The following is a 20,263-nucleotide window of genomic DNA, read 5'->3' on the forward strand; positions in this document are numbered from 1 at the left end:
GATGGCACGCCATGCCCCCCGCACAGGGAGATGGCCTGCGCAGGTCTTGCTCGCATCGGTACCATCAGCGGCGTACGAACCAGAAGGCCATGCCGGGAGCGGTCTGGCGTGGCAACGGTCCAGCAGAGCGCTCCAGGTCCTGGCGGGTCCGTGCGTGGCGCTCCAGTTCGAAATCGCTTCCCAGAAGGTCCCGGACACTGTCGATCAATACGCTGGCTTCACCTTCCTGGCGATGGAGCAGCAGCAGCCGGCCCCCGGGGCGGCACCATGCTGCGACGTTCCGGGCATAGGTGCGCCGGAACTCGGTGGGGATGGTGTGCAGACAGCCGCGGTCCAGCAGGGCATCGAAGCTCCCGGGTTCGGGCGCATCGTGGAGGATGTCCAATCGGCGGAACTCCAGCCGGCCGGGAATCTCACCAAACTCCCGCCGCGCCAGTTGCGCCGCTTCCTCCGCCAGGTCACCGCCAACCACGGAAAATCCCCTTTCTGTCAGCCAGGCGCTGATTTGCCCCCGCCCGCTACCGATGTCGAGCACACGGCAGCCTTGGGGGAACCAGCCGGTTTCTACCGCTTCGACCAGTTCCTCCGGAACGGTGGTCGCCAGGGCACCATGGGGACGCTTGGATTCCACATGCCAGAGATGCTCCCACTTGCGCCGGTGGATTTTCCGCTCAAGACGGGGCGAGACTCGGCGCACGTATTTCAGCACGGTGTTGACGAGCCTGAGCCGCAGGCGCAGCAGCCCATCCTGTCGTGCGGGCTGGACTGTGTTCGGGCGTGTATGCGGGCGGTCTGGCCCGCTGGTCGGTTCATTTGATTGCAAGGAATCCCTCGAAGCAGATGTACTTGAACACTGTGGTGATGTCGGTGAACCCGGCCCGTTGCAGCAGGCCGAGGTTGCCTTCGGAGGAGAAGGGCTCCAGCACACCCTTCAAACTGCGCATCTTGGCCACGATCTCTTCCGATTGATAGCCCTGTTCCAGCTTGTACTCGGTGTACAGTGCATTCAGCATGTCCTGAAAGCGGGCATCCGGCCCGCGCACCTTTTCGAACAGGAAGAAGGCGCCGCCCCAGTTCAGACTTTGGTAGATGCGGTCGATCAACTGCTGGCGCACCCGCGGCAGCACGAACTGCACCGTGTAGTACGCAATGATGACATCGGCGTTCTCCAGCGGTACTTCGAGGATGTCGCCCTCGATCACCTCCACGTTCGGGTGGCCGGCGCATTTCTCCCGTGCCCTGGCGACCATCTCCGGTTCCCGGTCGATGCCGACGATGCGTACGTCCTTGCGCCGGTGCCGTGCAGCCAGCCGGGTCAGCAGCGAGCCCGTCGAACAACCCAGTTCGTACAGCAGCGAGCCGTTGGGCAGGAAGAAGTCGGTCGCATGGGTAACCAATTCGTGGCCCGCTCGGTAGAACGGAACCGACCGCTGCACGTGTTCATCGAAGTGTTCGCTGACATCACCGCCAAATGACCAGTTGGCGTTGTCGGCCCGCAGTTCGTCACCGACCCCCGGCATGTGCGCCCTCTCCATGTTGTCCGGCGTTCTCGGTTGCAGAGGCTTCACTGGCCAGCACGATGCCCGGATGGCGGGCCGCCAATGTTTGCCATTCCTCCAGTCGCGAGGCAAGGAGACGGAGTTGTGTGCCGGTCAGTGAGCCGGACACAGCCCGTCCAGTGAAATCCCAGTGACTTCCGGTTTGACGGTCCACCATCCGGAAGCTGTCTGGATCGAATCGTAGACTTCGACCGTCGACCGCGGTGTCGTACGCGACCGCAAGCCAGGTGCCGGGAGGGGAAAAGGCCACCAGGGTCGTACCGTCTACATCGAGGTGGAGCATGCCTCCATGCCGGTGGATCAAGGACAGCGGGATGGCGAGGTGCGATGCCCCGGCGGTCACGCCAAGGGTCAGCGTCTCCGAGGCAAGCCGTGCGTCCGCACGCAGCAGCGTGCGGCTGACCCGAGGATAGCGGCGATGCTCTCCAGCCACTGGCCGAGTCTGTTCAACGCGCACGGGTGCGGCCGTAGGTGACAGCACCCGGGTATCCGGGCAAAGCGTGTGCCACTCGCGCCAGCGGCACTGGTACAGGGGCAGATGTTCCAGTTCACGTCCCTCGAAGGGGCCGGTGACGGCGGTCCCGGTCCCCGGGAGCCAGAGACTGCCCTGGGACCGGTCGGCCATGATCATCGCCCCGTTATGGATACCCGCGACCCGGAAGCGAAGCCGCTGACCGTCCACCACGGGTCGAAAGGCCGCGGCATGGCTGCACGCAGGGCAGAGCGTGACGAGGACCGGCTCAGCGCCCAGCGTCAGATTCGCGATATGCGGTGCGGATACCTGTGACCAAGGTAGCGCCCAGGATCGACCATCCAGTACCAGTCCGAGGACTGGATCGTCCGGGGCGAGGTGGATGGCTTCGGTCGCGCCGACCCAGTCGACATCATCCAAAGATTGCCGGTACGGACCCCAATGCATTCCGGGAAGGGGCGGCCTGCGTAGCCGAGCGATGCGCCCGCGCAGGCGAGCCCAGATCTCAGAAGCGGATCGCATCCAGCTTCCGGCTCTTGTTCCAGCGGGCGACGGCCGCATCGTCGAGGTCGGCCACGGCCTGGAAGTTGCGGGCACGCGTCGTCAGTAGCGCGGCGGTGTAGGTCAGCTCCTGTTCCCTGCTCGGTTGGAAGCCCATGAAACGGCGGGCACGTTGGAGCGATGTATCGCCCGCGTCGCGCCCGGGGAGCGCCATCGCGCGGGCCACTTCGTAACGGCCCCTGAACTGCTGCGCATAGATGCCCTGGTTGTGTTCCGTGTTCTCAGGCTGGCGCAGGGACCGGTCGATCGCCCAGGCGGCCGCGTGCCCCGAATACATGCCGAGCACTACGCCGAGCGAGAAGATCGGGTCCACGAATGCAGCGGCATCGCCGACGATGAAGTATCCGGGACCGGTCAGGCGGGTTGGCACATAGGAATAGTCCCGGATCACGCCGAGACTGCCTTGTCGGTAACGCGCCTGCTCCAGCAGGCGTCCGAGATAGGGTGTGCGCGTGCAGGTATCGAGGAAGTACTGTTCGAGCCGGTCGCCCGCCACCTTCGCCGCCTTGAACTGTTCCAGCGGAAGGATCAGGCCCACGCTCGTGGTGTCTCTCTGCGGGATGTGCCAGGACCATCCCCAGTCGCCGAGCGAGGTCACCAGCGTGGTTGGCGGGATCTCGCGCAGCCGCTCGAACGGGTAGGCACAGCCGTCGCCCGCCACGTATCGGGAGTCGTCGAAATAGCCCCACATCGCGACGAAGCGGAAATCCTCGTCGATGACCCGGGTACCCATCTGCCGCGAAAGCACCGCGGCCTGGCCGCTGGCGTCGACGACGAAGCGGCAGCGGATCTCGCCTGTGCCCGTGTCGGCCCCCGAGTAGCGCACCCGCGGGCCCGTCGGCGCATCGAGATCCACGTTACGTACGGCGACCTGTTCGAAGACCTGAACATTCTGCCGACGCGCGTGGTCGAGCAGCAGCCAGTCGAACCGGTCGCGCTCGACGTGCAGGCCGGGGCGCGTGTAGCCGAAATCGCGGAACGCGATCTGGTTGATCTCGTCGTTCCAGATCACGGTGCCACCCGATTTCACGACGAACCCGGCGTCGGTGATCGTGTCCGTGACGCCGAGCAGGTCGAAAAAGCGCCACGCCTGGGGCAGCAGACTCTCGCCCACGGTGGCCCGCGGATGGGTCTGGCGGTCGAGCAGCGCAACCTCGTAGCCCTTGCTTGCGAGCATCGTCGCGGCAGTGCTCCCGGAAGGTCCGCCCCCGATGACGACGACGTCGGCACGCACAGGGATGGTCATGGCTCAGGTTTCCGTGCTGCGTTCGACCAGCGCGACGATCGTGGTCGGAGTCTCGAAGTTTTCCGGTGTCAGCGCGTCGCTGTCGATCTTGATCCCGTAACGTTCCTCGAGGAACGCGACCAGGTTGAGGAAATCGAGGGAGTCCATCAGGTTCTCGGCAAGCAGGGGGGTGTCCGGGTCGACTTGGATCGCCTGCCCCCCTCTGGCGCAGTTCTGGCGGATCCAGCCGATCACGCTTTCGGTGATATCGCTCATCTTGTTACTCTTGCAGGGCCGATTCTTCGGCCACCCGATGGTCGGAACGGGCGTGCTCGCGCAACAGCCCGCGGTCGACCTTTCCGGTGGCGGTTCGTGGCAGCGAAGGATACCGCATCCAGCGCGTTGGAATGCTGTAGGCCGGCAGGTGCCCTGCGGCGTGGCTGCGGAGCTGGTCGTCGCCGGTCTCGTCCGGGGCGACCACCGCGCCCACGAGTTCGGGCTCACTGTCACCGGCGACGACTACGGCAACCTCCGTGATGTCCGGGTGCAGACCCAGTACATTCTCGACGTCGCCCAGCTCGATCCGGTGGCCGCGAAGCTTCACCTGGTGGTCTCGGCGCCCGACCAGGGTCAGCCGTCCCTGTGCGTCGCGGAAGCCGAAATCGCCGGTGCGGTAGGAATCCGGACGCCCGGCGATGCGGACTGCGTGGGTCAGCGCCGGGCGCCCCCAGTAGCCCTGCATCACCGCGGGTCCCAGGACACAGATCTCTCCGGTGGTGCCGTCAGCAACGTCGTCTCCGTGCTCGTCGAGCAGACGCACTTCGAGATGCGCGCACGCCTGCCCGATGGGGATCGACCGACAGCCGGGCATGGGTGGCTCGGGCACTTCGTAGCTGGTGCAGACGTTGGTTTCGGTGGGGCCGTACCAGTTCAGAAATCGCGCGCCGGGCAGGGCGTGCATCGCGGCGGCAAGCCGCCGCGGCGGGTAGGCCTCGCCGGCAAAGATCATCAGGCGCAGTGCCGGCAGGCGTGTCGCGTCGAGTGCATCGCGGTCCACGAGCATCCGGATCGCGGTGGGGACCGAATACCAGACGCTGATCCGCTCGGTCTCGAGCATGCGCGCGACGGATCCTGGAAACTTCACCGCGACCTCATCCAGCAGGTGGACCGCGGCGCCGACGCTGAACGTGGCGAAGAGGTCGAAGGTGGAGAGGTCGAAATGAAACGGCGCGTGGCTGCTGACCCGGTCATCGGCCGTCAGTCCGGTTTCATGCACGGCCCAGTCGACAAAGGCGCTGATGTTGGCGTGGCTCAGCATCACGGCCTTCGGGGTTCCCGTGGAACCCGAAGTATAGAGCAGTGCGGCCAGTGCCTCACCGGAGGGAGGCGGCAGGGGCGGGCCGGACGGCGTGTCCCCGATCCGCGCGCGCAGCGCTTCGCCGTGTGCGACCCGGGGCAGCGCCAGCGTGGCTACCGACGAGTCTTCGAGGGCCGGCTGCAGGCGGCCGAGGGTTGAGTCGGTGCCCGCGACCAGTTTTGGCCGGGCATCCTCGAGGATCCGCCGAGCCCGTTCGGGCGGAATCTGGGCGTCGAGCGGTACGTAGGCGCTGCCCGCGGCCAGGGTTCCCAGGATCAGTGCGACTGCGTCGACCGACTTCGGCAGGCATAGCGCGACGCGGTCGCCGGGCTGAACTCCCTGGCGCAGCAGCCAGGTCGCCGTGGACTGTGCCAGCTCCGCCAGTTCGCGGTAACTGGTCGCCTGGCCTCGGAAGACCACTGAGGGGCGTTCGGCTGTGGCCGGCCGGGTCGCGTGGTCCAATGCGTCGAACAGCGCCGACGTGGACATCAGGCCGGGCCTCCCCGCCCAAGTGTGCGTGCGATGATCGCGAGCTGTACGTCCGAGGTGCCGGACGCGGAAAGGGTTCCCACGACATCGGCAAGGCCGCCGCCGAGGCCCTGGGGATCGGTCCAGCCTTCGCCGGCCGTCACCCGCATCAGGTCCAGCGCGATCTCGACCAGTGCCTCGCTGGCCGCAAACTTGGCCGTGGCGGCGCCGGCCAGATCGCGCCGGCCCTGGTCGATTTCCCAGGCAGCCCGATACAGTAGCAGACGGGCACCCTCGAGCCGGACCTGCATGCGTGCCAGTCGCAGCGCGACGGTCTCGTGCTCAAATAGTGCGCCGCGCCCGTCGCGTTTCTCCCGCAAGCGTGCTGTGGCGCGGGCAATGTCCCGCTCGGCCGCACCCAGCAGGCCGGCGAGGATGCCGGTCCGCTCCCACTGCATGCAGGTGGAGAACACCCGCAGGCCGGCTCCGGATCCACCGACCACGGCGCGTGCCGGAACACGGCAGTCGTCGAGCGCCACCGTGCCCATAGGGGCCCCCTCCATGCCCAGCGTCCCCCGGTGGGGGGTTACCCGCAGTCCGGGAGTATCCTTGGGAACGAGGAACGCAGTCAGACCGAAGCCTCCGCGGTCGGGCTTCTCGGACGTCAACACCAGAAACAGGTCCGCATCCGGTGCATTGGTAATGAAGACCTTTTCGCCGGAGATCCGGTAGCCCCCGTCGCCGTCGGCGTCCGCGCGGGTCGACATTGTGACCGGGTTGGAGCCACCGCTCGTCTCGGTGACTGCGAGCGCGGCCAGCGTCCGGCCCGACGCCAATGCCTCGACCCACTCGCGCTGCTGGTCGTCGTTCAGATAGCGGGCCAGCGGAATCGTAACGCCCAGCAGGTGGGCACCCAGTGCAAATAGGAATCCGCGCTCGGCACCCCCCTGGCCGAGCGCCTCGAGTGCGCGTACCAAGGCCAGAAAGCCGAGATCCCGCCCACCCCATTCGGCGGGCAACGGCCATCGAGGCAGCCCGGTGGCCGCCAGCGCCTGCCAAGCCGAGCGATCGAAGCCGTTCGGCGTGCGAGGAGACGCCCAGTGGGTCTCGGCAAAGGCCCGCATGTCTGCGGCGAGCTGCCGCAGTCCCTCATCCCATCCGAATTCCACGTGCACCCCCCGGTCGAACTCGTAGTCGTTATTCCAGCGTGTCCAGGTATTGCCGGATCTGGTCAGCAAGAACCTGGCTCGGATCCCGGCGCCACCTTGCCTCCAGCCGCTTTCCGTATGCCCGGACCATCGTCGCGATTGCTTCGCGCTGCTCTAGTTTGGCGTCCGGTCGTGCCAGTGCGGGCTCGAACTCGATCTGAACCCTGCCGCTCGGTTCCAGGGTCGAGAATACCGGGATGACTTCGGCTCCCGTCAGTAAGGCAAGGGATGCGAAGCCACCACGCAGATCCCGCGTTCCGTGCAGGAATGGCAGGGTCATCGGGTTGCCCCCACGCCCACCATCTCCGGCCAGGTGCAGCACCCGACCCTGTTCGAGCGCTTCGCGGGCCCGCGCAAGCCCCTGTAACTGGAAGGCTCCACGCCCGAGTTCGATGAAGTGCAGAGGCTCCCCGCTGCCCGTGGTGGACACACCGTAGGTGGAATCAAGGCGATTCTGGGTCAGCAGGGATACCGTATCGATCCCCTCGCGTGCCAAGGCAACGTTCGCGATATGTCCGAGTCCATAATGGGAGTTCAGCACGATGACACGTTTGCCGCTCTTCAGAGGATCGGTGATTCGTTCGAGCGCGGAGACGGTGACCCAATGCTCCCATACCTGCCGGGGGGCGCAAGTCAGTGCACAGTAGCGCCAGGAGCCCAGGACCGCGAGTCCGAGGTGGCGCCGCTGAATCGAATCGGGATGCATGCGCGACTGACCCAGGAGTTGTGTCAACGTGGCGATTGGGCGCAGGCGGGCGCGTAGGATCTGGGTAACGCCGGGCAGTTGGGCGGCCATCCAGAGCAACCGGGTTCCGGCCGGATAGGGTAGCTTCTGGCAAAGCACCCGTTTTGCGGAATCCTTGTTGAATCGCCGCATCGGGTGCTTTAGGGCCAAGGATGGGAGCGCCGCCCCATCATGCGTCCGATTTCGCCCGAAGAATCGGTCGGGTCGTGCGAGTATGTGCCCACGCGATGCCTGGTAGCAGCGAGTTGACCTGGGCCACGAATGTCAACGATGGTTGGACGCATGAGAGCAGGGGTGCGATTTATGGGAATCATGATCAGATTAGGTTACAACGTGTCGCGTGACTATCCAAAATGCACAGGAATCCGCTGGCAAGCGCCCGATGCTGGCCGGCAGCTCGCCAACCGTGGTCCGCGCGCGCTATTGGGTGTGCAGTGGAAGAGGTGCTTGCCGATGCGCCATCTCCCGAACGCTTCCGGAAAACGGTAAGGTCATCGGGGGCTTGCATCGACCGATCGTCATGAGCATTTCCCGCTCCGCGGCCTTGCGGCATGCCCGTTGGTACCGGGGCTGTCGATTGCACCGCTCATCGGTGCCCGGCCTCGTGCGCGGGTGGCTGCTGGAGCCGGGTTCGTTGACCCAACGCCTGCGGCAAGGGTGCCCGGATGGCTTTCACCTTGATCTGCTGGAGCAGCGCCTGATGCGGCCTCTGCGCGACGAGGCCCTGGCGCTGGGCAGGCCGAGCCATGAAGTGGCCATGGTGCGGCAGGTGCGGTTGTGTTGTAAGGGGGTGGTGTGGGTGCATGCGCGCACAGTGATCCCGCTTCCCTCACTCGAACGGGGTCTCAGGCGCCTGACGCGCCTCGGTGCGCGTCCACTCGGCGAGGTGTTGTTCGCGGATCCGACGATGACCCGCGGAGAGGTGGAGGTTATTCGGTTAACCCCGGGTCATTTCCTTCATGCCCAGAGTGGCGCCGCTGGGGACGAGGTGCTGTGGGGGCGGCGTTCGGTTTTTACCCTCCAGCGGCAGCCTTTATTGGTCAGTGAGTTCTTCCTTCCGTGGCTCTGGCGCGCGGGGCCGGGCCGGTGACCTACCATGGGCCGGAGTCGGCGCGAACGGTCCGGGGCTCTCGCTCAGTGTGTACAGGTCGGGCGAGACCGTATGCAGCTGCGGGTCGGGGCTCGACCGGCGGGTGCCGACGGGGCACAGTAAAGGCTGCCGCTTCAGGGAGCGCAGGTCATGAATGAAGCCGTCTCTCGCACCAGATCCGCTATCGAAGTCCACGAGGTTGCGTCCGAGTGGGATGTGGTCGTTTGCGGTGCGGGTGTTGCCGGTCTGACCTTCGCCTTGCAACTGCGCCAGCGGCTTCCCGGGGTCTCGATTGCCGTGGTCGACCGGCTGGAACGGCCGCTGCCCCGGGCCGCGTTCAAGGTGGGCGAGGCTACCACGGAGGCGGGTGCCTGGTATCTCACCGAGGTCATCGGGATCGGTGACTATCTGGAGCAGCGGCACGTGCGCAAGCTCGGCCTGCGCATGTACTTCCAGGGCGATACTCCCGGCCACTCGCTCGATGCCCGCCCGGAGATCGGCGTATCGCGGTTCCTGACGCCGTATGCGTATTCTGTCGACCGAGGCCGGCTGGAGAACGATCTGAGGGGGTTGCTGGAGGAGCGCGCGATTCACTTGATCGAAGGGGGCAACGTCGCGGACTTCCAGTTGGCGGCAGATGATGGTGCCTGGCACGAGATCCGGATCGAAAGCAAGACTGGTATGCGGCGGCTGCATGCCCGCTGGCTTGTCGATGGCTCGGGGCGTCGGGCCTTGTTGCGCCGGCGCATGGGGCTCACGCAGCACAACCCCGGGTATGGCTCGGTCTGGTTTCGGGTCGCCACCGAGATCGACGTTGAGGACTGGGTGGCGCCAGAATCGGAATCGTGGCACTCACGGGCCGGCAACGGGGCCCGCCGCTATCATGCGACTTGCCATCTCGTGGGACCCGGCTACTGGGTCTGGTTGATCGCCCTGCCGGGCGGATACACCAGCATCGGCATTGTCTCGAACGGAAAGGATCATCCCTATACCAGCTTTAACACCCCAGACAAGTGCATGGGCTGGATCGAGCGCAACGAGCCGCTGCTCGCGGCAGCGCTGCAGGGGCATGAGCTCTGCGACTTCGCCAAGATGCCCAACTACAGCTACGTGACTCGGCAGGCGTTCTCGGCGTCGCGCTGGGCTTGCATCGGGGAGGCCGCCGCATTCCCCGACCCGTTGTATGGCACCGGTTTCGAAGTGATCGCATTGTCCAACTCGATGACCGTGAATTTCATCGAGAAGGATTTCCGCGGCACGCCTTGCGCACGCGAAATCGATGCAGCCAACCGCTTCTTCACACAGTATTGTCTCGGGCTTACCGACGCCATCCAGTCGTCGTACGACTACTTCGGACATCCGGTTATTGCCACCCTGAAGGTTCTCTGGGACACGCTGGCGGGCTGGCTCTTCAATGCACCGCTGCTGACGCATGCGTTGTACGACGACCCCGAAATGCGGTTGCGTCTGCGGGCCGAGACGGGGCGTTTCTATTTTCTCAGCAGACGCCTGCGCAGGCTGATGAACGAGTGGTCGCGGGCGCAGACGCAGATGGTTCGGCTCGAGTACCTGGATTTCACCCGCCTGCCCTTCTTCCGGGCCGCGCGACAGGCCGGTTTCCGCAAGGAGATGGACGCGGCCACGCTGCTTGCCCATCATCGCGATAGCCTCGCCCTGATGGAGCGATTCACCTTGGTCATCTTCCTGCTCGCGCTGGCCGACTGCCGGCCGGGTTTGCTCGCACGGGTGCCCGACGATCTGCGGCTCAACGCTTGGGCGGTCGGGCTCGACCCCGGGCGCTGGGAAGTCGACGGGCTGCTCGCCCGGGACAATCCCCGGCACGACCTCGACGATATGCTGCGCCCGTTGCTCTCGATGATCCGGGCGCCGGTGCTGGATCGCTTCCTCGAGAGCGAAGTGGTGGGAGGCTGAACAGTGCTGTTCCACTACATCGCGCACCGAGCCGGTGCCTGGCCTGACGCGACCGCGCTGGTATGCGGGGAGCAGCGGCTAAGCTACGCGGACCTGATTGCAGAAGTGCGAAGGGAAGCCGGACGCCTGCGGGGGGCCGGAGTCAGGGAAGGCGATGCGGTCGTGCTGCGGCTGCCGAACGGGCCGGATTTCGTGATCGGGTTTCTGGCGCTGTCGGCGCTCGGCGCGTTGGCGATGCCGATGGCCGCAGATGCGACGGCCGACGAGATCCTGCGGTTGGCGCAGGTGCGACCGGTCAGGCTGGTGCTGACCGAGCACCCGCTTGATTTCGCAGGGTCACTGGTCGCAGACGGACCCCCCCGGTGCCTGGCTCCACACGAACTTCCGGTCGCGCCGCCGCTGCGGACGGTCAGCGGATCCGACGGACCCTTGCTGTGTCAGCGGTCCTCGGGATCGAGTGGTGAACCGAAAAGCGTGACACGGACCCAGCGCCACTGCGTCGAAGAATCCAAGATGCTGGCCGCGGCCGCTGGGGTCGGACCCGGCGACGCAACCCTCGCGGCGATTCCTCTGTGCCATGCTCATGGGCTGGGCAACTGCCTGCTGCTGGCGCTGTGCAACGGGGCCCGGCTCGTCATTCTGCCGCCTCGGGTGATGCCGGGAAACAACCGGGAGGTACCTCTGCCTCTGCGTCGCAAGGAGCTGCTGAACCTGGTGCTTGGGGAACGTATCACCATCCTGCCAGGTGTACCGGCACTGTTCTCGCTCCTGTGCGATGCGGCAATGCGGGGTAGTCCGGAACACTCGCTGCGGCTTTGTTTTACCGCAGGCAGCCCGCTGGCGCGCGATATCCACGATCGTTTCGTCGCCGGTTTCGGCGTTGCGTTGCGGCAATTGTATGGTTCGACCGAGACCGGCGCGGTTGCGATCAACCTGGCGGTCGAGGCCGGAGACAACTGGGAGTCGGTGGGCCAGCCGTTGCCCGGTTGCGAAGTCCGCATCGGTGGGTGTACGGAAGGCGAGGCCGACGGCGAGATTGCGCTGCGCAGTCCGGCGATGGCCACGGGCTACGCCGACCACCCGGTGCTTACCCGCGAACGCTTCGTCGACGGCTGGTTTCTACCCGGGGATATGGCGCGGCGCGATGCCCATGGCGACGTCCGCATCCTGGGGCGGCTGCGTCCGTTCATCGTCAGTGCGGGCCACAAGGTCGACCCTGCCGAGGTGGAGGCCGTGCTGTGCGAGCACGCCGCCATCGACGAGGCTGTCGTCGTCGGTACTCCCCATGCCAGTGCCGGTGAGCTTGTGCGGGCGTTCGTGGCGGGTGCTGTTCGCGTTCCCGAGCAGGAACTGGTCCGCCATTGTCGCGAGCGGCTCTCTCCGTATAAGGTGCCACGCCGGATCCATGTCCTGGACGCGCTACCCCGTACCGCTCTTGGTAAGGTTTCCACGGACATGTTGCTAAAAATGCAAGGGATGGATTTATGACCCACGACACGATTCGTGAAAAGGTCCGCTCGGCCGTGGCCAAGGTGATGGAGACCGGTGTGTCGGATCTCGACGACGCTGCTGATCTGTATATCGATTCCGTGGCGACGATGATGCTGATCACCGAGCTTGAAGAAGCCTTCGGAATTGAACTCGGTGATGCGGATCTCGATTACGAGGCCTTTCGTACCATCGAGGGCATCACCGGGTTTCTGGGAAAGTTCGTTCCGGATCAGCGCTGCCAGGGATGATGACGTCCGGTGTGCCCTGCCGCGGATTATTCCCGCCGAGTCGGCTCTGCGGCTCGTTGCGCACGTGGTCTTCGCGACTCTTGGTCTGCATCGCGTGAGACTGGGCTGAACGCGGCTAGGTACTGGCGGATCTGGTCCGCCGAGACCTGTCCCGGGTCTTGTTTCCAGCGGGCCTCCAGGCGTGCGCCATATTCCTTCACCATGGATTCTATGGCCTGTCGTCCAACCTCGTACGGAACTGGTTTGGCCAGCGGATGCTCGAAATCGACGTGGACTTGGCCGGTAGGTTCCAGAGTCGCAAACACCGGAATCACCTCGGCGTCCATCAGCAATGCCAAGTAGGCAAAGCCGATGCGCAGATCACGCTGGCCTTGCAGGAACGGGATGGAAATCGTGCTGCCTCCGCGAAAGCCATCGCCAGCCATCTGCAATACCTGCCCGCGATTGAGAGCCTCCCGGGCCTGGGCTAGTGCGCGCAGCTGGTGCGAGTCTGTGCCCAGTTCGATGAAGTGCAGGGTCTCTCCACTACCGGTCGTCGAGAGTCCGTACGTTGAGCGGAGTAGGTCGCGGGTCGTCAACGAAATATGGTCAAGTCCCATTCGAGCCAGCGCTACGTTGGCGACGTGTCCCTGTCCATAATGCGAGTTGAGCACGATCAGGCGCTTTCCCCTCTGTAGGACCTCGTTGACCCGCTCCACGCCGGAGAGCGTGACATACCGCTCCCAGACTGAACGCCGAGCCCGGGTCAGGGCGCAGTAGCGCCAGGAGCCCAGCACGGCAAGTCCCAGCTGGCGCCGGCGAGCCTCATCCCTGTCCAGCCCCGGCTGGACCATGTGGCGGAGCAGCGAATCAATCGCGCGGAGGCGCCGCCGAAACAGCTGTTCAGTAACCGGGAGTTTCAGGACCAGCCCGAGGGTGCGCGCCGCTGCAGGGTAGGGCAGCACGCGGCACAGCAGGCGCTTTACAGACTGCTTGTCGAAGCTCGCCATCGGGTTCAGGAAAGGTGATCCGGGCGTTGTCGTTGTGCCGCCAGACGCGCTGAACCTCCCGCACCCATGGAACCCTGCAGGCGCCTGGCGCCCAACCAGGCCATCGAGCCGAAGAACAGCAGAGCCAGGGTGGTCATGGACAGACTGAAGGCAGCGAGGACGGGATTCATCGGGATGACGATCAATGCCCAGAGGTACTGAATGGCAATCGAAATGTACAGGAAACGCGCGACGAATTCCCGCGACTTGTTGCGGATGAACAGTGCGCCCAAGGGTGCGCCGATTACGACGATCGGTACACAGACGTACCAGTAGGCCCAGGCGTCCGCTGCCATGCCGGGCCCGAACAGTTCTTTCCAGGCGAAGGCTACCAGCGAATTGCTCGCCATCAGGATTACCGATGTCGGCGTGGCCACCTTCTCGCAGACACGGAAGGCGAGCACCAACAGCGAGAAGGTAATGATGTCCAGCCCGCTGCCCACCAGCCCGCTGATGCAGCCTCCGACGAATCCGAAAAGAAACAGCAGCAGCGAATCGCGCGATCCCGGGACTTGGATCCGCGCGTGGGTTTCCCGCTGGGGGATTCGATTGATCCAGAACAGCGCGGCGGCGAATCCGACCCAGGTGCTTACGAAGAACAGCTTGGTCTGTGCCGGCGGGAGCAGCGGTGAAAGGTACTCGAGGCTCAGGATTACGCCCAACGCCCCTCCCATCGCTGCGAAGATCACCGCCCGCCATTCCACCGGGATTCCCAGCCGGATGATCGTATACGACGCTGCAGTCATGCCCACCGACTGGATCATCAGGGAGAAGTCGCGCGCGGTCGCGGGCTCGATGTCGAAGACCAGCGTCATCACCGGGAACGCGACTGCGCCGCCGCCTTCGCTGGTCGCTCCGGCGATGAACGAGCCCAGCGCCATCGTTACCGACATGAACCATCCTTCGGAAAACAGGTGCCAATGGTTGCCATGCCACATCAGCAGCAGCCATGCCGCCCACACAACGAGCGCACCCTGAAGCATCGGGCCGATCGGGCCCGAAGCGGAGGTGATGCGACTCATCGGCTCGGCTCCGTATGGTGCATGTTCCCGGCGGGTTCGTCCGTCCAAGTGAAAATCGCGTGCACCTCTACCATGATCACGCTCTCTCGCACTTGCGGGGGAGGGCTGGGGAGAGGGAACGGGCACAGTCCTGCGTGACCGAGTCTCATTTTTCGGGCCGCCGCGAATCGTCATGATCGCTGGCGGATCCGTGCCACCTGGGACAATGCCCGAGCCAAGTCAGTAGCGTTCCCGGTCCGCCGGTAGCGCGGCCCATCTTACACGGTCCGAGGCGTCGTGGTCTTCCGGGGGGGGCTTCGACGGGTGTACCTTTCTCGAGCAATCGACGCTGTAACGTCTTGGGTGCTGGAACTGCTGCGCTGAACATGACCGGGGTATGAAGCGATTCGTTCATGGGATCAGCAAGTTGCTGTCATCGGCTCGTGTAAAACCTTAAACGTCGACTTAGGGGGCCAAAAAACATATAGTTGCGAATTGTTTGTGATAATCGAATTGATGTTCCGTGGCGCTCAGGTGGGCTGCAGTACATCGTGCCGACCGGATTGTCGACTGGACAGGAATGTGCTTGGTGCAGTGCAATATGGCATTGCCTGTTACGGGAGGGCGGCTATGGGTTCGGCATCCGGTTGCAAGACGGTCGACCTTGCACTGCAGGGGGGCGGGGCGCACGGGGCGTTGACCTGGGGGGTGCTGGATCGCCTGCTGGAGGACGCGCGCATTCGCATTGCCAGCGTCAGCGGAACCAGCGCGGGAGCGATGAACGCCGTGGTGATGGCCGATGGGCTGGACCGGGCCGGCCGCGAAGGTGCCCGCGAGGCGCTCGCGCATTTCTGGAAGGCCGTCAGCAACGCGGCGCTGTTCTCGCCGATCCAGCGCTCGCTCTGGGACCGGATGACCCAGCACTACAGCCTGGACCATTCCCCCGCCTACCTGTTCTTCGAGCAGCTGACGCGGCAGTTCTCGCCCTACGAGCTCAACCCGCTGAACATCAACCCGCTGCGCGATCTGGTCGCCGCAACGGTCGATTTCGAGCGCGTGAACCACTGCCCGGACCTGAAGGTGTTCGTGACCGCGACCAACGTGCGCACCGGCCGTGGCCGCAGTTTCACCCAGCCGCAGCTTTCGGTGGAGACGGTGATGGCCTCCGCCTGCCTGCCGTTTCTGTTCCAGGCGGTGGAGATCGATGGCGAGGCCTATTGGGACGGTGGCTACATCGGCAACCCGGCGCTGTATCCGCTGGTCGAGGACACCGCCACGCGCGATCTGATCGTGGTCCAGATCAACCCGCTGGTGCGCGAGGAACTGCCCCGGACCGGCCGAGAGATCATCAACCGGATCAACGAGATCACCTTCAATGCCAGCCTGATCAAGGAACTGCGTGCGATCGAGTTGCTGCACCGGCTGATCGAGGCGGAGCGCCTCGAGTCCGAGCGGTACCGTGATCTCTACGTGCATTTGATCCATGCGCACGAGGAACTGAAGGATCTGGCGGCGTCGAGCAAGCTGAACGCGGAATGGGGCTACCTGGTGCATTTGCGGGACCGCGGCCGTGCCTGGGCCGACCGCTTCCTGAAACGCCATTTCGACGACCTCGGGGTCCGGTCCACCTTCGACCTCTCCAGTCTGTTCACCGATAGCTTCCGGCCCCCGGCGCTCGACGATCCGGCGCCGGCCACCGAGGGTTGATGCGATGTTCGGCATCCTGGTGATCCTGATCACGCTGGCCTTGCTGATCTACCTCGCCTACCGGGGCATCAGCCTGCTGATTCTGGCGCCCGCGCTGGCCACCTTTGCCGTGGTGGCGAGTCTCGAGGGCAGGGTGCTCGCGAGTTATACGCAGGTGTTCATGGGCAGCACCGCGGACTTCATCGCGCTGTATTTCCCGGTGTTCCTGCTCGGCGCGGTTTTCGGCAAGTTGATGGAGGACTCCGGCAGCGCCGAAGTGCTGGCCAACGCGATCATCGCGAAACTCGGTGCGACCCGGGCGATCCTGGCGGTGGTGCTGTCCTGCGCGGTCATGACCTACGGCGGGGTGTCGTTGTTCGTGGTTGCGTTCGCGGTATACCCGATCGCGGCCGCACTGTTCCGGCGGGCCGACATTCCCAAACGGCTGATCCCGGCGACGATCGCGCTGGGTGCGTTCACCTTCACGATGACCGCGCTGCCGGGGACGCCGGCGATCCAGAACGCGATCCCGATGCCGTACTTCGGTACCTCGCCATTCGCGGCGCCGGGGCTGGGCATCGTCACCGCCGCGGTGATGTTCGGCCTGGGGATGCTGTGGTTGCAGTACCGCGCCCGCCGTCTCGCCGCCGAGGGTTATGGCGACCACGCCGATGCCGGGTTCGCGCCCGACAAGGAGCTGCGCGAGCGCGCCGCCGGCGAGGGCTTCGACCTGATGGAACTGCCGGTCGAGCAGCGCCCTGCCGGTCCGCCGCCCTTCGCGGTCGCGGTGTTGCCGCTGGTGCTGGTGATCGCGATCAACCTGGTGTTCACCTTCCTGGTGATCCCGCGTATGGATACCGCGTACCTCGCGCTGCCGCTGTACGGCGAGACCAGCGTGGAGCAGGTCCGCGGCATCTGGTCGGTGGTGGCCGCGCTGGTGTTGTCGCTGCTGGTGCTGATCGCGCTGAACTGGCATCGGCTGCCGGCGCTGAAGCAGTCGGTCGACAACGGTGCCAACGCCTCACTGCTGCCGATCTTCAACACCGCGAGCCTGGTCGGGTTCGGCGCGGTGATCGCCTCGCTCGGTGCGTTCCTGGCGATCCGCGATGGCGTGGTCGGCATCGGTGGCGATAACCCGCTGATCTCGCTTGCGATCTCGGTGAACGTGCTCGCGGGCATGACCGGCTCGGCCTCCGGCGGCATGAGCATCGCGCTGTCGACCCTGGGCGAGACCTACCTGGAAATGGCCCAGGCGCATGGCATCAGCCCGGAACTGCTGCATCGCGTGACCGCGGTCGCGACCGGTGGGCTCGACACCCTGCCGCACAACGGCGCGGTGATCACCCTGCTCGCGATCACCGGTCTGACCCACCGCCAGGCCTACTTCGACCTTGCGATGACCGCGATGCTGGTGCCGTTCCTGTCGCTGATCGTGTTGATCACCCTCGGCACATTGTTCGGCAGCTTCTGAGAGGGGCTGGCGGGTGCGAACGCTCGGCGCGCGAGCGCCGGCACGTCAAGACCGGCCGGCACCGGGCGTCGGCAATCGCCTGAAGGCTTCCAGGGCCGCTTGCCGGCTCTCCCGCAGGTCGACGATCGGGGGCGGATAGCCCAGCGCCAGCGCGGGGTCCGCCGCCCGTCCCCGGCCGCCGCGGGGGGTATGAATCGCGCTGGCCGGCACCCGTTCCAGTTCGGGAACGTAGCGGCGCACGTAGCGGCCGTCGGGGTCGAACCGTTCGCCCTGCAGCACCGGGTTGAAGATCCGGAAGTAGGGTGCGGCGTCGGCACCGCTACCGGCGGTCCACTGCCAGCCCAGCGTGTTCGAGGCGAGATCCGCATCGACCAGCGTGTCCCAGAACCAGCGTGCGCCGTGCAGCCAGTGCATGCGCAGATTCTTCGTGAGCAGCGAAGCAACGATCATCCGGCTGCGGTTATGCATCCAGCCGGTCTGCCACAGTTCGCGCATGCTGGCGTCGACGATCGGGATCCCGGTCCGGCCCTGCTGCCAGGCCCGCAGATCCCGCTCCGATTCGCGCCAGGGAAACGCCTCGAAACGCGGGTTCAGCGGCGCTTCCGTGGTGTGCGGGAAGTGGAACAGCAGGTGATGCGCGAACTCGCGCCAGCCGATCTCGCGCAGGAACGGCTCAGCACTGCCCGAATCCGGGTCGAGCCCCGCGTCGCGCAGCGCGCGCACGATCTGGCGCGGCGAGATCTCGCCGAAGTGCAGGTGCGGCGACAGCCGCGACGTGCCCGGCTGCCCGGGCAGATCGCGCAGCCTGTGGTACCGCTCCGCCGAGTTTTCGAGAAAGTCGTGCAGGCGGCGGTGCGCTCCGGCTTCCCCGGGTGTCCAGGTCCGGTCGAGGCCGGCGTCCCAGCGCAGCTCGGGCAGCAGGCCGAGCGCGTCGAGCGACTCCGACCCGGGCCAGGGTGCGGCACCGGGGCGTGCTGCCGCCGTGGGAGGTGCCGGGAGGGCCTCGGGTTCCGGCAGCGGCGTGCCGTCGATGCCCGCCTGCCGGCAGGATTTCCAGAACGGCGAGAACACCCGGTAGGGGTCGCCGCTGCCGGACCGGATGCACCAGGGTTCGTGCAGCAGCGCGGCATTGAAGCTCTCGACCCGCAGACCCGATTCCCGCAGGCGGCGCTTGATCTGCCGGTCGCGCCGGATCACCGCGGGCTCGTAGAGGCGGTTCCAGAACACCGCGTCGGCCCCGGTTTCCTGCACCAGCTCGCGCAGCGTCTCCAGAGTGGGGCCGCGGCGCAGGATCAGCCGGCTGCCGCGGCGCTCCAGCGCTTCGGACAGGCGCGCAAGACTGTGATGCAGCCACCAGTTCGACGCGGCACCGGGCTGCCAGGGGGCTTCTTCCTCCGGGGCGTGAACGAACACCGGAACCACCGGTGCCCCGCGTTCCACGGCCGCGAGCAGCGCCGGCTGGTCCGCCAGGCGCAGATCACGGCGCAGCCAGACCAGCGTCGCGGTCATCGGCGCCACCCGGACCGGAGGCCTGTCCGGTTCCGCGGCGCGACCGACTGCGGTCCCTGACCGCGGCCGTCAGGCGCGTGTCGGGCCCAGAAGCGCGCGGGTAAGCACATCGGCTGCCTCCAACGGGGATTCAGGCAACACGGAAAGCCGTCGGTCGGTCTGGAGCGGCGACAGCTCGCGGGCCCCCGGACCGGCCGCGAAGCAGGGGACGCCGTCCTGGCCCAGAAGTTGGCGGACCCGGTCCCGCTCGATGCCCTGAGCGGAGAGGGACGGGAGATAGACCGAGATGGCCGGTGCCGCGACCCTGTCGGTTAGCTGCTGCAGCGCCTGTGGCGACACGACGTCGAGCAGCGGCAGCACCCGCAGGCCCTGGCGCGCACTGGCGAGCAGGAACAACATCCCGGCAAGCCGCCGGTGGCCGTTGCCCGGGGTCAGGGCGGGGCAGGTCGGGCCTTCGCAGAGCAGCAGGGCGGCACGCAGCTGCTCGGCGAACGAGGCGGTGGCCCAGGTCGCAAACACCGCCAGCCGCGCTTCCGCGGCAGGATCGCGTCGCGCCTCCTCGCGCAGCGCGTCGTAGGCCTCCAGAAAGGCGTGTTCGTGCACGCCTTCCCAACCATGACGCATCACCAGGCGTGCGTAACTGCGTTCGAGCCGTACCGTGCTCAGTTCCGCGCTTGCTTCGACCAGGACGCTGGCGACCGGATCCTGCAGCGGTATCGCCGCGCCCTTGTTCGGCGCTGTGCCAGCAGCCTCCCCGCTGCCGATTCGCGGGCCGGCGTGAGGCGGTGCCGCTGGGGCGGGCCGCGGTTCGCGTTCGAGCACGCGGCTCACCTGCGACACCGCCACTCCTTCGTCGAGCAGCGCGAGTATGCGCTTGATGCGCACAATGTCCTCGGTGCTGTATAGCCGGTGGCCCTTGGGGGTGCGCAGCGGCCGGATCAGCCCGTATCGACGCTCCCAGGCGCGCAGGGTCACCGGGTTCACACCGGTTTCCGCGCACACATGGCGGATCGGGAAAAGGCCATCGCTCGGCGGCAGGTCGGGATCGGATGGTCGGGACATGTGCACCAGTGTATAACATTTGTACACTATTTCCATCCGCGTGCCGGAGCGGCCCGAGCGCCGGTGCAGCCGTCGGACTGGGATTCCCGGCGGCATCCGCCGAAACGGAATTTTTCGGGATCGCGGAGAATCCATACCAGCAAGCCTTCG

At 66.0% G+C, this 20,263-nt stretch carries 18 protein-coding genes; 6 read left to right on the forward strand and 12 right to left on the reverse strand.

The features are described from left to right. Positions 1–64: 64 nt before the first annotated feature. From THITH_RS04105 to THITH_RS04145, 8 genes are read right to left on the reverse strand one after another with little or no spacing between them, the layout of a single operon-like run. On the reverse strand, positions 65–823 hold the full coding sequence (locus tag THITH_RS04105; protein WP_006749119.1) for a class I SAM-dependent methyltransferase: 759 nt from the start codon (positions 821–823) through the stop codon (positions 65–67). Then, on the reverse strand, positions 810–1,520 hold the full coding sequence (locus THITH_RS04115; protein WP_006749118.1) for a methyltransferase domain-containing protein: 711 nt from the start codon (positions 1,518–1,520) through the stop codon (positions 810–812). Before THITH_RS04115 ends, THITH_RS04105 begins: the two co-directional genes overlap by 14 nt. Next, positions 1,504–2,553: a DUF3179 domain-containing (seleno)protein gene (locus tag THITH_RS04120; RefSeq protein WP_006749117.1), complete on the reverse strand. Its 1,050-nt coding sequence runs from the start codon at positions 2,551–2,553 to the stop codon at positions 1,504–1,506. The genes THITH_RS04115 and THITH_RS04120 overlap by 17 nt, the downstream gene beginning before the upstream one ends. Beyond that, complete coding sequence (locus THITH_RS04125) at positions 2,537–3,838, reverse strand: NAD(P)/FAD-dependent oxidoreductase (protein WP_006749116.1); 1,302 nt, start codon at positions 3,836–3,838, stop codon at positions 2,537–2,539. Before THITH_RS04125 ends, THITH_RS04120 begins: the two co-directional genes overlap by 17 nt. A 3-nt stretch (positions 3,839–3,841) precedes the next feature. Then, the gene (locus tag THITH_RS04130; protein ID WP_006749115.1) at positions 3,842–4,093 is read right to left on the reverse strand and encodes an acyl carrier protein; all 252 of its coding nucleotides are present in this window, start codon (positions 4,091–4,093) and stop codon (positions 3,842–3,844) included. Between the two features lie 4 nt (positions 4,094–4,097). Then, positions 4,098–5,663, reverse strand: coding sequence for an amino acid adenylation domain-containing protein (locus THITH_RS04135; RefSeq protein WP_006749114.1), 1,566 nt, complete (start codon positions 5,661–5,663; stop codon positions 4,098–4,100). Then, positions 5,663–6,880 (reverse strand): acyl-CoA dehydrogenase family protein, encoded by a 1,218-nt coding sequence (locus tag THITH_RS04140; RefSeq protein WP_006749113.1) that lies wholly within the window; start codon positions 6,878–6,880, stop codon positions 5,663–5,665. The genes THITH_RS04135 and THITH_RS04140 overlap by 1 nt, the downstream gene beginning before the upstream one ends. Continuing rightward, on the reverse strand, positions 6,840–7,646 hold the full coding sequence (locus THITH_RS04145) for an LpxL/LpxP family acyltransferase (protein ID WP_025367265.1): 807 nt from the start codon (positions 7,644–7,646) through the stop codon (positions 6,840–6,842). The genes THITH_RS04140 and THITH_RS04145 overlap by 41 nt, the downstream gene beginning before the upstream one ends. Before the next feature lie 469 nt (positions 7,647–8,115). On the opposite strand from THITH_RS04145, the gene THITH_RS04150 reads away from it, so the two are divergent. The 4 genes from THITH_RS04150 (at position 8,116) to THITH_RS04165 (ending at position 12,356) form a co-directional block, all read left to right on the forward strand. Next, a complete protein-coding gene (locus tag THITH_RS04150) occupies positions 8,116–8,685 on the forward strand; it encodes a chorismate--pyruvate lyase family protein (RefSeq protein WP_006749111.1) in 570 nt (189 codons plus the stop codon). A gap of 150 nt (positions 8,686–8,835) precedes the next feature. After that, on the forward strand, positions 8,836–10,617 hold the full coding sequence (locus THITH_RS04155; RefSeq protein WP_006749110.1) for an NAD(P)/FAD-dependent oxidoreductase: 1,782 nt from the start codon (positions 8,836–8,838) through the stop codon (positions 10,615–10,617). 3 nt (positions 10,618–10,620) lie between these two features. Then, positions 10,621–12,105, forward strand: a complete 1,485-nt coding sequence (locus THITH_RS04160; protein ID WP_006749109.1) for a class I adenylate-forming enzyme family protein — start codon at positions 10,621–10,623, stop codon at positions 12,103–12,105. After that, positions 12,102–12,356 (forward strand): acyl carrier protein, encoded by a 255-nt coding sequence (locus tag THITH_RS04165; RefSeq protein ID WP_006749108.1) that lies wholly within the window; start codon positions 12,102–12,104, stop codon positions 12,354–12,356. The genes THITH_RS04160 and THITH_RS04165 overlap by 4 nt, the downstream gene beginning before the upstream one ends. A 26-nt stretch (positions 12,357–12,382) precedes the next feature. On the opposite strand, the gene THITH_RS04170 is transcribed toward THITH_RS04165, so the two are convergent. Next, positions 12,383–13,345 (reverse strand): lysophospholipid acyltransferase family protein, encoded by a 963-nt coding sequence (locus THITH_RS04170; protein WP_006749107.1) that lies wholly within the window; start codon positions 13,343–13,345, stop codon positions 12,383–12,385. 5 nt (positions 13,346–13,350) lie between these two features. Further along, complete coding sequence (locus THITH_RS04175; protein WP_006749106.1) at positions 13,351–14,406, reverse strand: sulfite exporter TauE/SafE family protein; 1,056 nt, start codon at positions 14,404–14,406, stop codon at positions 13,351–13,353. Positions 14,407–15,015: 609 nt separating this feature from the next. Here THITH_RS04175 and THITH_RS04180 point away from each other — a divergent pair. Both THITH_RS04180 and THITH_RS04185 read left to right on the forward strand, forming a co-directional pair. Then, positions 15,016–16,092, forward strand: a complete 1,077-nt coding sequence (locus THITH_RS04180) for a patatin-like phospholipase family protein (RefSeq protein WP_006749105.1) — start codon at positions 15,016–15,018, stop codon at positions 16,090–16,092. Positions 16,093–16,096: 4 nt separating this feature from the next. After that, on the forward strand, positions 16,097–17,542 hold the full coding sequence (locus tag THITH_RS04185; protein WP_006749104.1) for a GntP family permease: 1,446 nt from the start codon (positions 16,097–16,099) through the stop codon (positions 17,540–17,542). A 45-nt stretch (positions 17,543–17,587) separates the two neighbouring features. On the opposite strand, the gene THITH_RS04190 is transcribed toward THITH_RS04185, so the two are convergent. Both THITH_RS04190 and THITH_RS04195 read right to left on the reverse strand, forming a co-directional pair. Next, positions 17,588–19,051, reverse strand: a complete 1,464-nt coding sequence (locus THITH_RS04190; protein ID WP_006749103.1) for a cryptochrome/photolyase family protein — start codon at positions 19,049–19,051, stop codon at positions 17,588–17,590. A 69-nt stretch (positions 19,052–19,120) separates the two neighbouring features. Then, entirely contained in the window at positions 19,121–20,113 is a 993-nt protein-coding gene (locus THITH_RS04195) for a MerR family transcriptional regulator (protein WP_025367267.1), read from the reverse strand. Positions 20,114–20,263: the final 150 nt, after the last annotated feature.

Source organism: Thioalkalivibrio paradoxus ARh 1 (assembly GCF_000227685.2).
Classification (GTDB): domain Bacteria; phylum Pseudomonadota; class Gammaproteobacteria; order Ectothiorhodospirales; family Ectothiorhodospiraceae; genus Thioalkalivibrio; species Thioalkalivibrio paradoxus.

Excerpts from the sequence above, each read along its gene's own strand:
- THITH_RS04145 (WP_025367265.1), bottom strand. The coding sequence starts at position 7,646 with ATGGCCGCCCAACTGCCCGGCGTTACCCAGATCCTACGCGCCCGCCTG.
- THITH_RS04120 (WP_006749117.1), bottom strand. The coding sequence starts at position 2,553 with ATGCGATCCGCTTCTGAGATCTGGGCTCGCCTGCGCGGGCGCATCGCT.
- THITH_RS04130 (WP_006749115.1), bottom strand. The coding sequence starts at position 4,093 with ATGAGCGATATCACCGAAAGCGTGATCGGCTGGATCCGCCAGAACTGC.
- THITH_RS04175 (WP_006749106.1), bottom strand. The coding sequence starts at position 14,406 with ATGAGTCGCATCACCTCCGCTTCGGGCCCGATCGGCCCGATGCTTCAG.
- THITH_RS04150 (WP_006749111.1), top strand. The coding sequence starts at position 8,116 with ATGAGCATTTCCCGCTCCGCGGCCTTGCGGCATGCCCGTTGGTACCGG.
- THITH_RS04135 (WP_006749114.1), bottom strand. The coding sequence starts at position 5,663 with ATGTCCACGTCGGCGCTGTTCGACGCATTGGACCACGCGACCCGGCCG.
- THITH_RS04170 (WP_006749107.1), bottom strand. The coding sequence starts at position 13,345 with ATGGCGAGCTTCGACAAGCAGTCTGTAAAGCGCCTGCTGTGCCGCGTG.
- THITH_RS04195 (WP_025367267.1), bottom strand. The coding sequence starts at position 20,113 with ATGTCCCGACCATCCGATCCCGACCTGCCGCCGAGCGATGGCCTTTTC.
- THITH_RS04165 (WP_006749108.1), top strand. The coding sequence starts at position 12,102 with ATGACCCACGACACGATTCGTGAAAAGGTCCGCTCGGCCGTGGCCAAG.
- THITH_RS04115 (WP_006749118.1), bottom strand. The coding sequence starts at position 1,520 with ATGCCGGGGGTCGGTGACGAACTGCGGGCCGACAACGCCAACTGGTCA.
- THITH_RS04155 (WP_006749110.1), top strand. The coding sequence starts at position 8,836 with ATGAATGAAGCCGTCTCTCGCACCAGATCCGCTATCGAAGTCCACGAG.
- THITH_RS04190 (WP_006749103.1), bottom strand. The coding sequence starts at position 19,051 with ATGACCGCGACGCTGGTCTGGCTGCGCCGTGATCTGCGCCTGGCGGAC.
- THITH_RS04180 (WP_006749105.1), top strand. The coding sequence starts at position 15,016 with ATGGGTTCGGCATCCGGTTGCAAGACGGTCGACCTTGCACTGCAGGGG.
- THITH_RS04185 (WP_006749104.1), top strand. The coding sequence starts at position 16,097 with ATGTTCGGCATCCTGGTGATCCTGATCACGCTGGCCTTGCTGATCTAC.
- THITH_RS04125 (WP_006749116.1), bottom strand. The coding sequence starts at position 3,838 with ATGACCATCCCTGTGCGTGCCGACGTCGTCGTCATCGGGGGCGGACCT.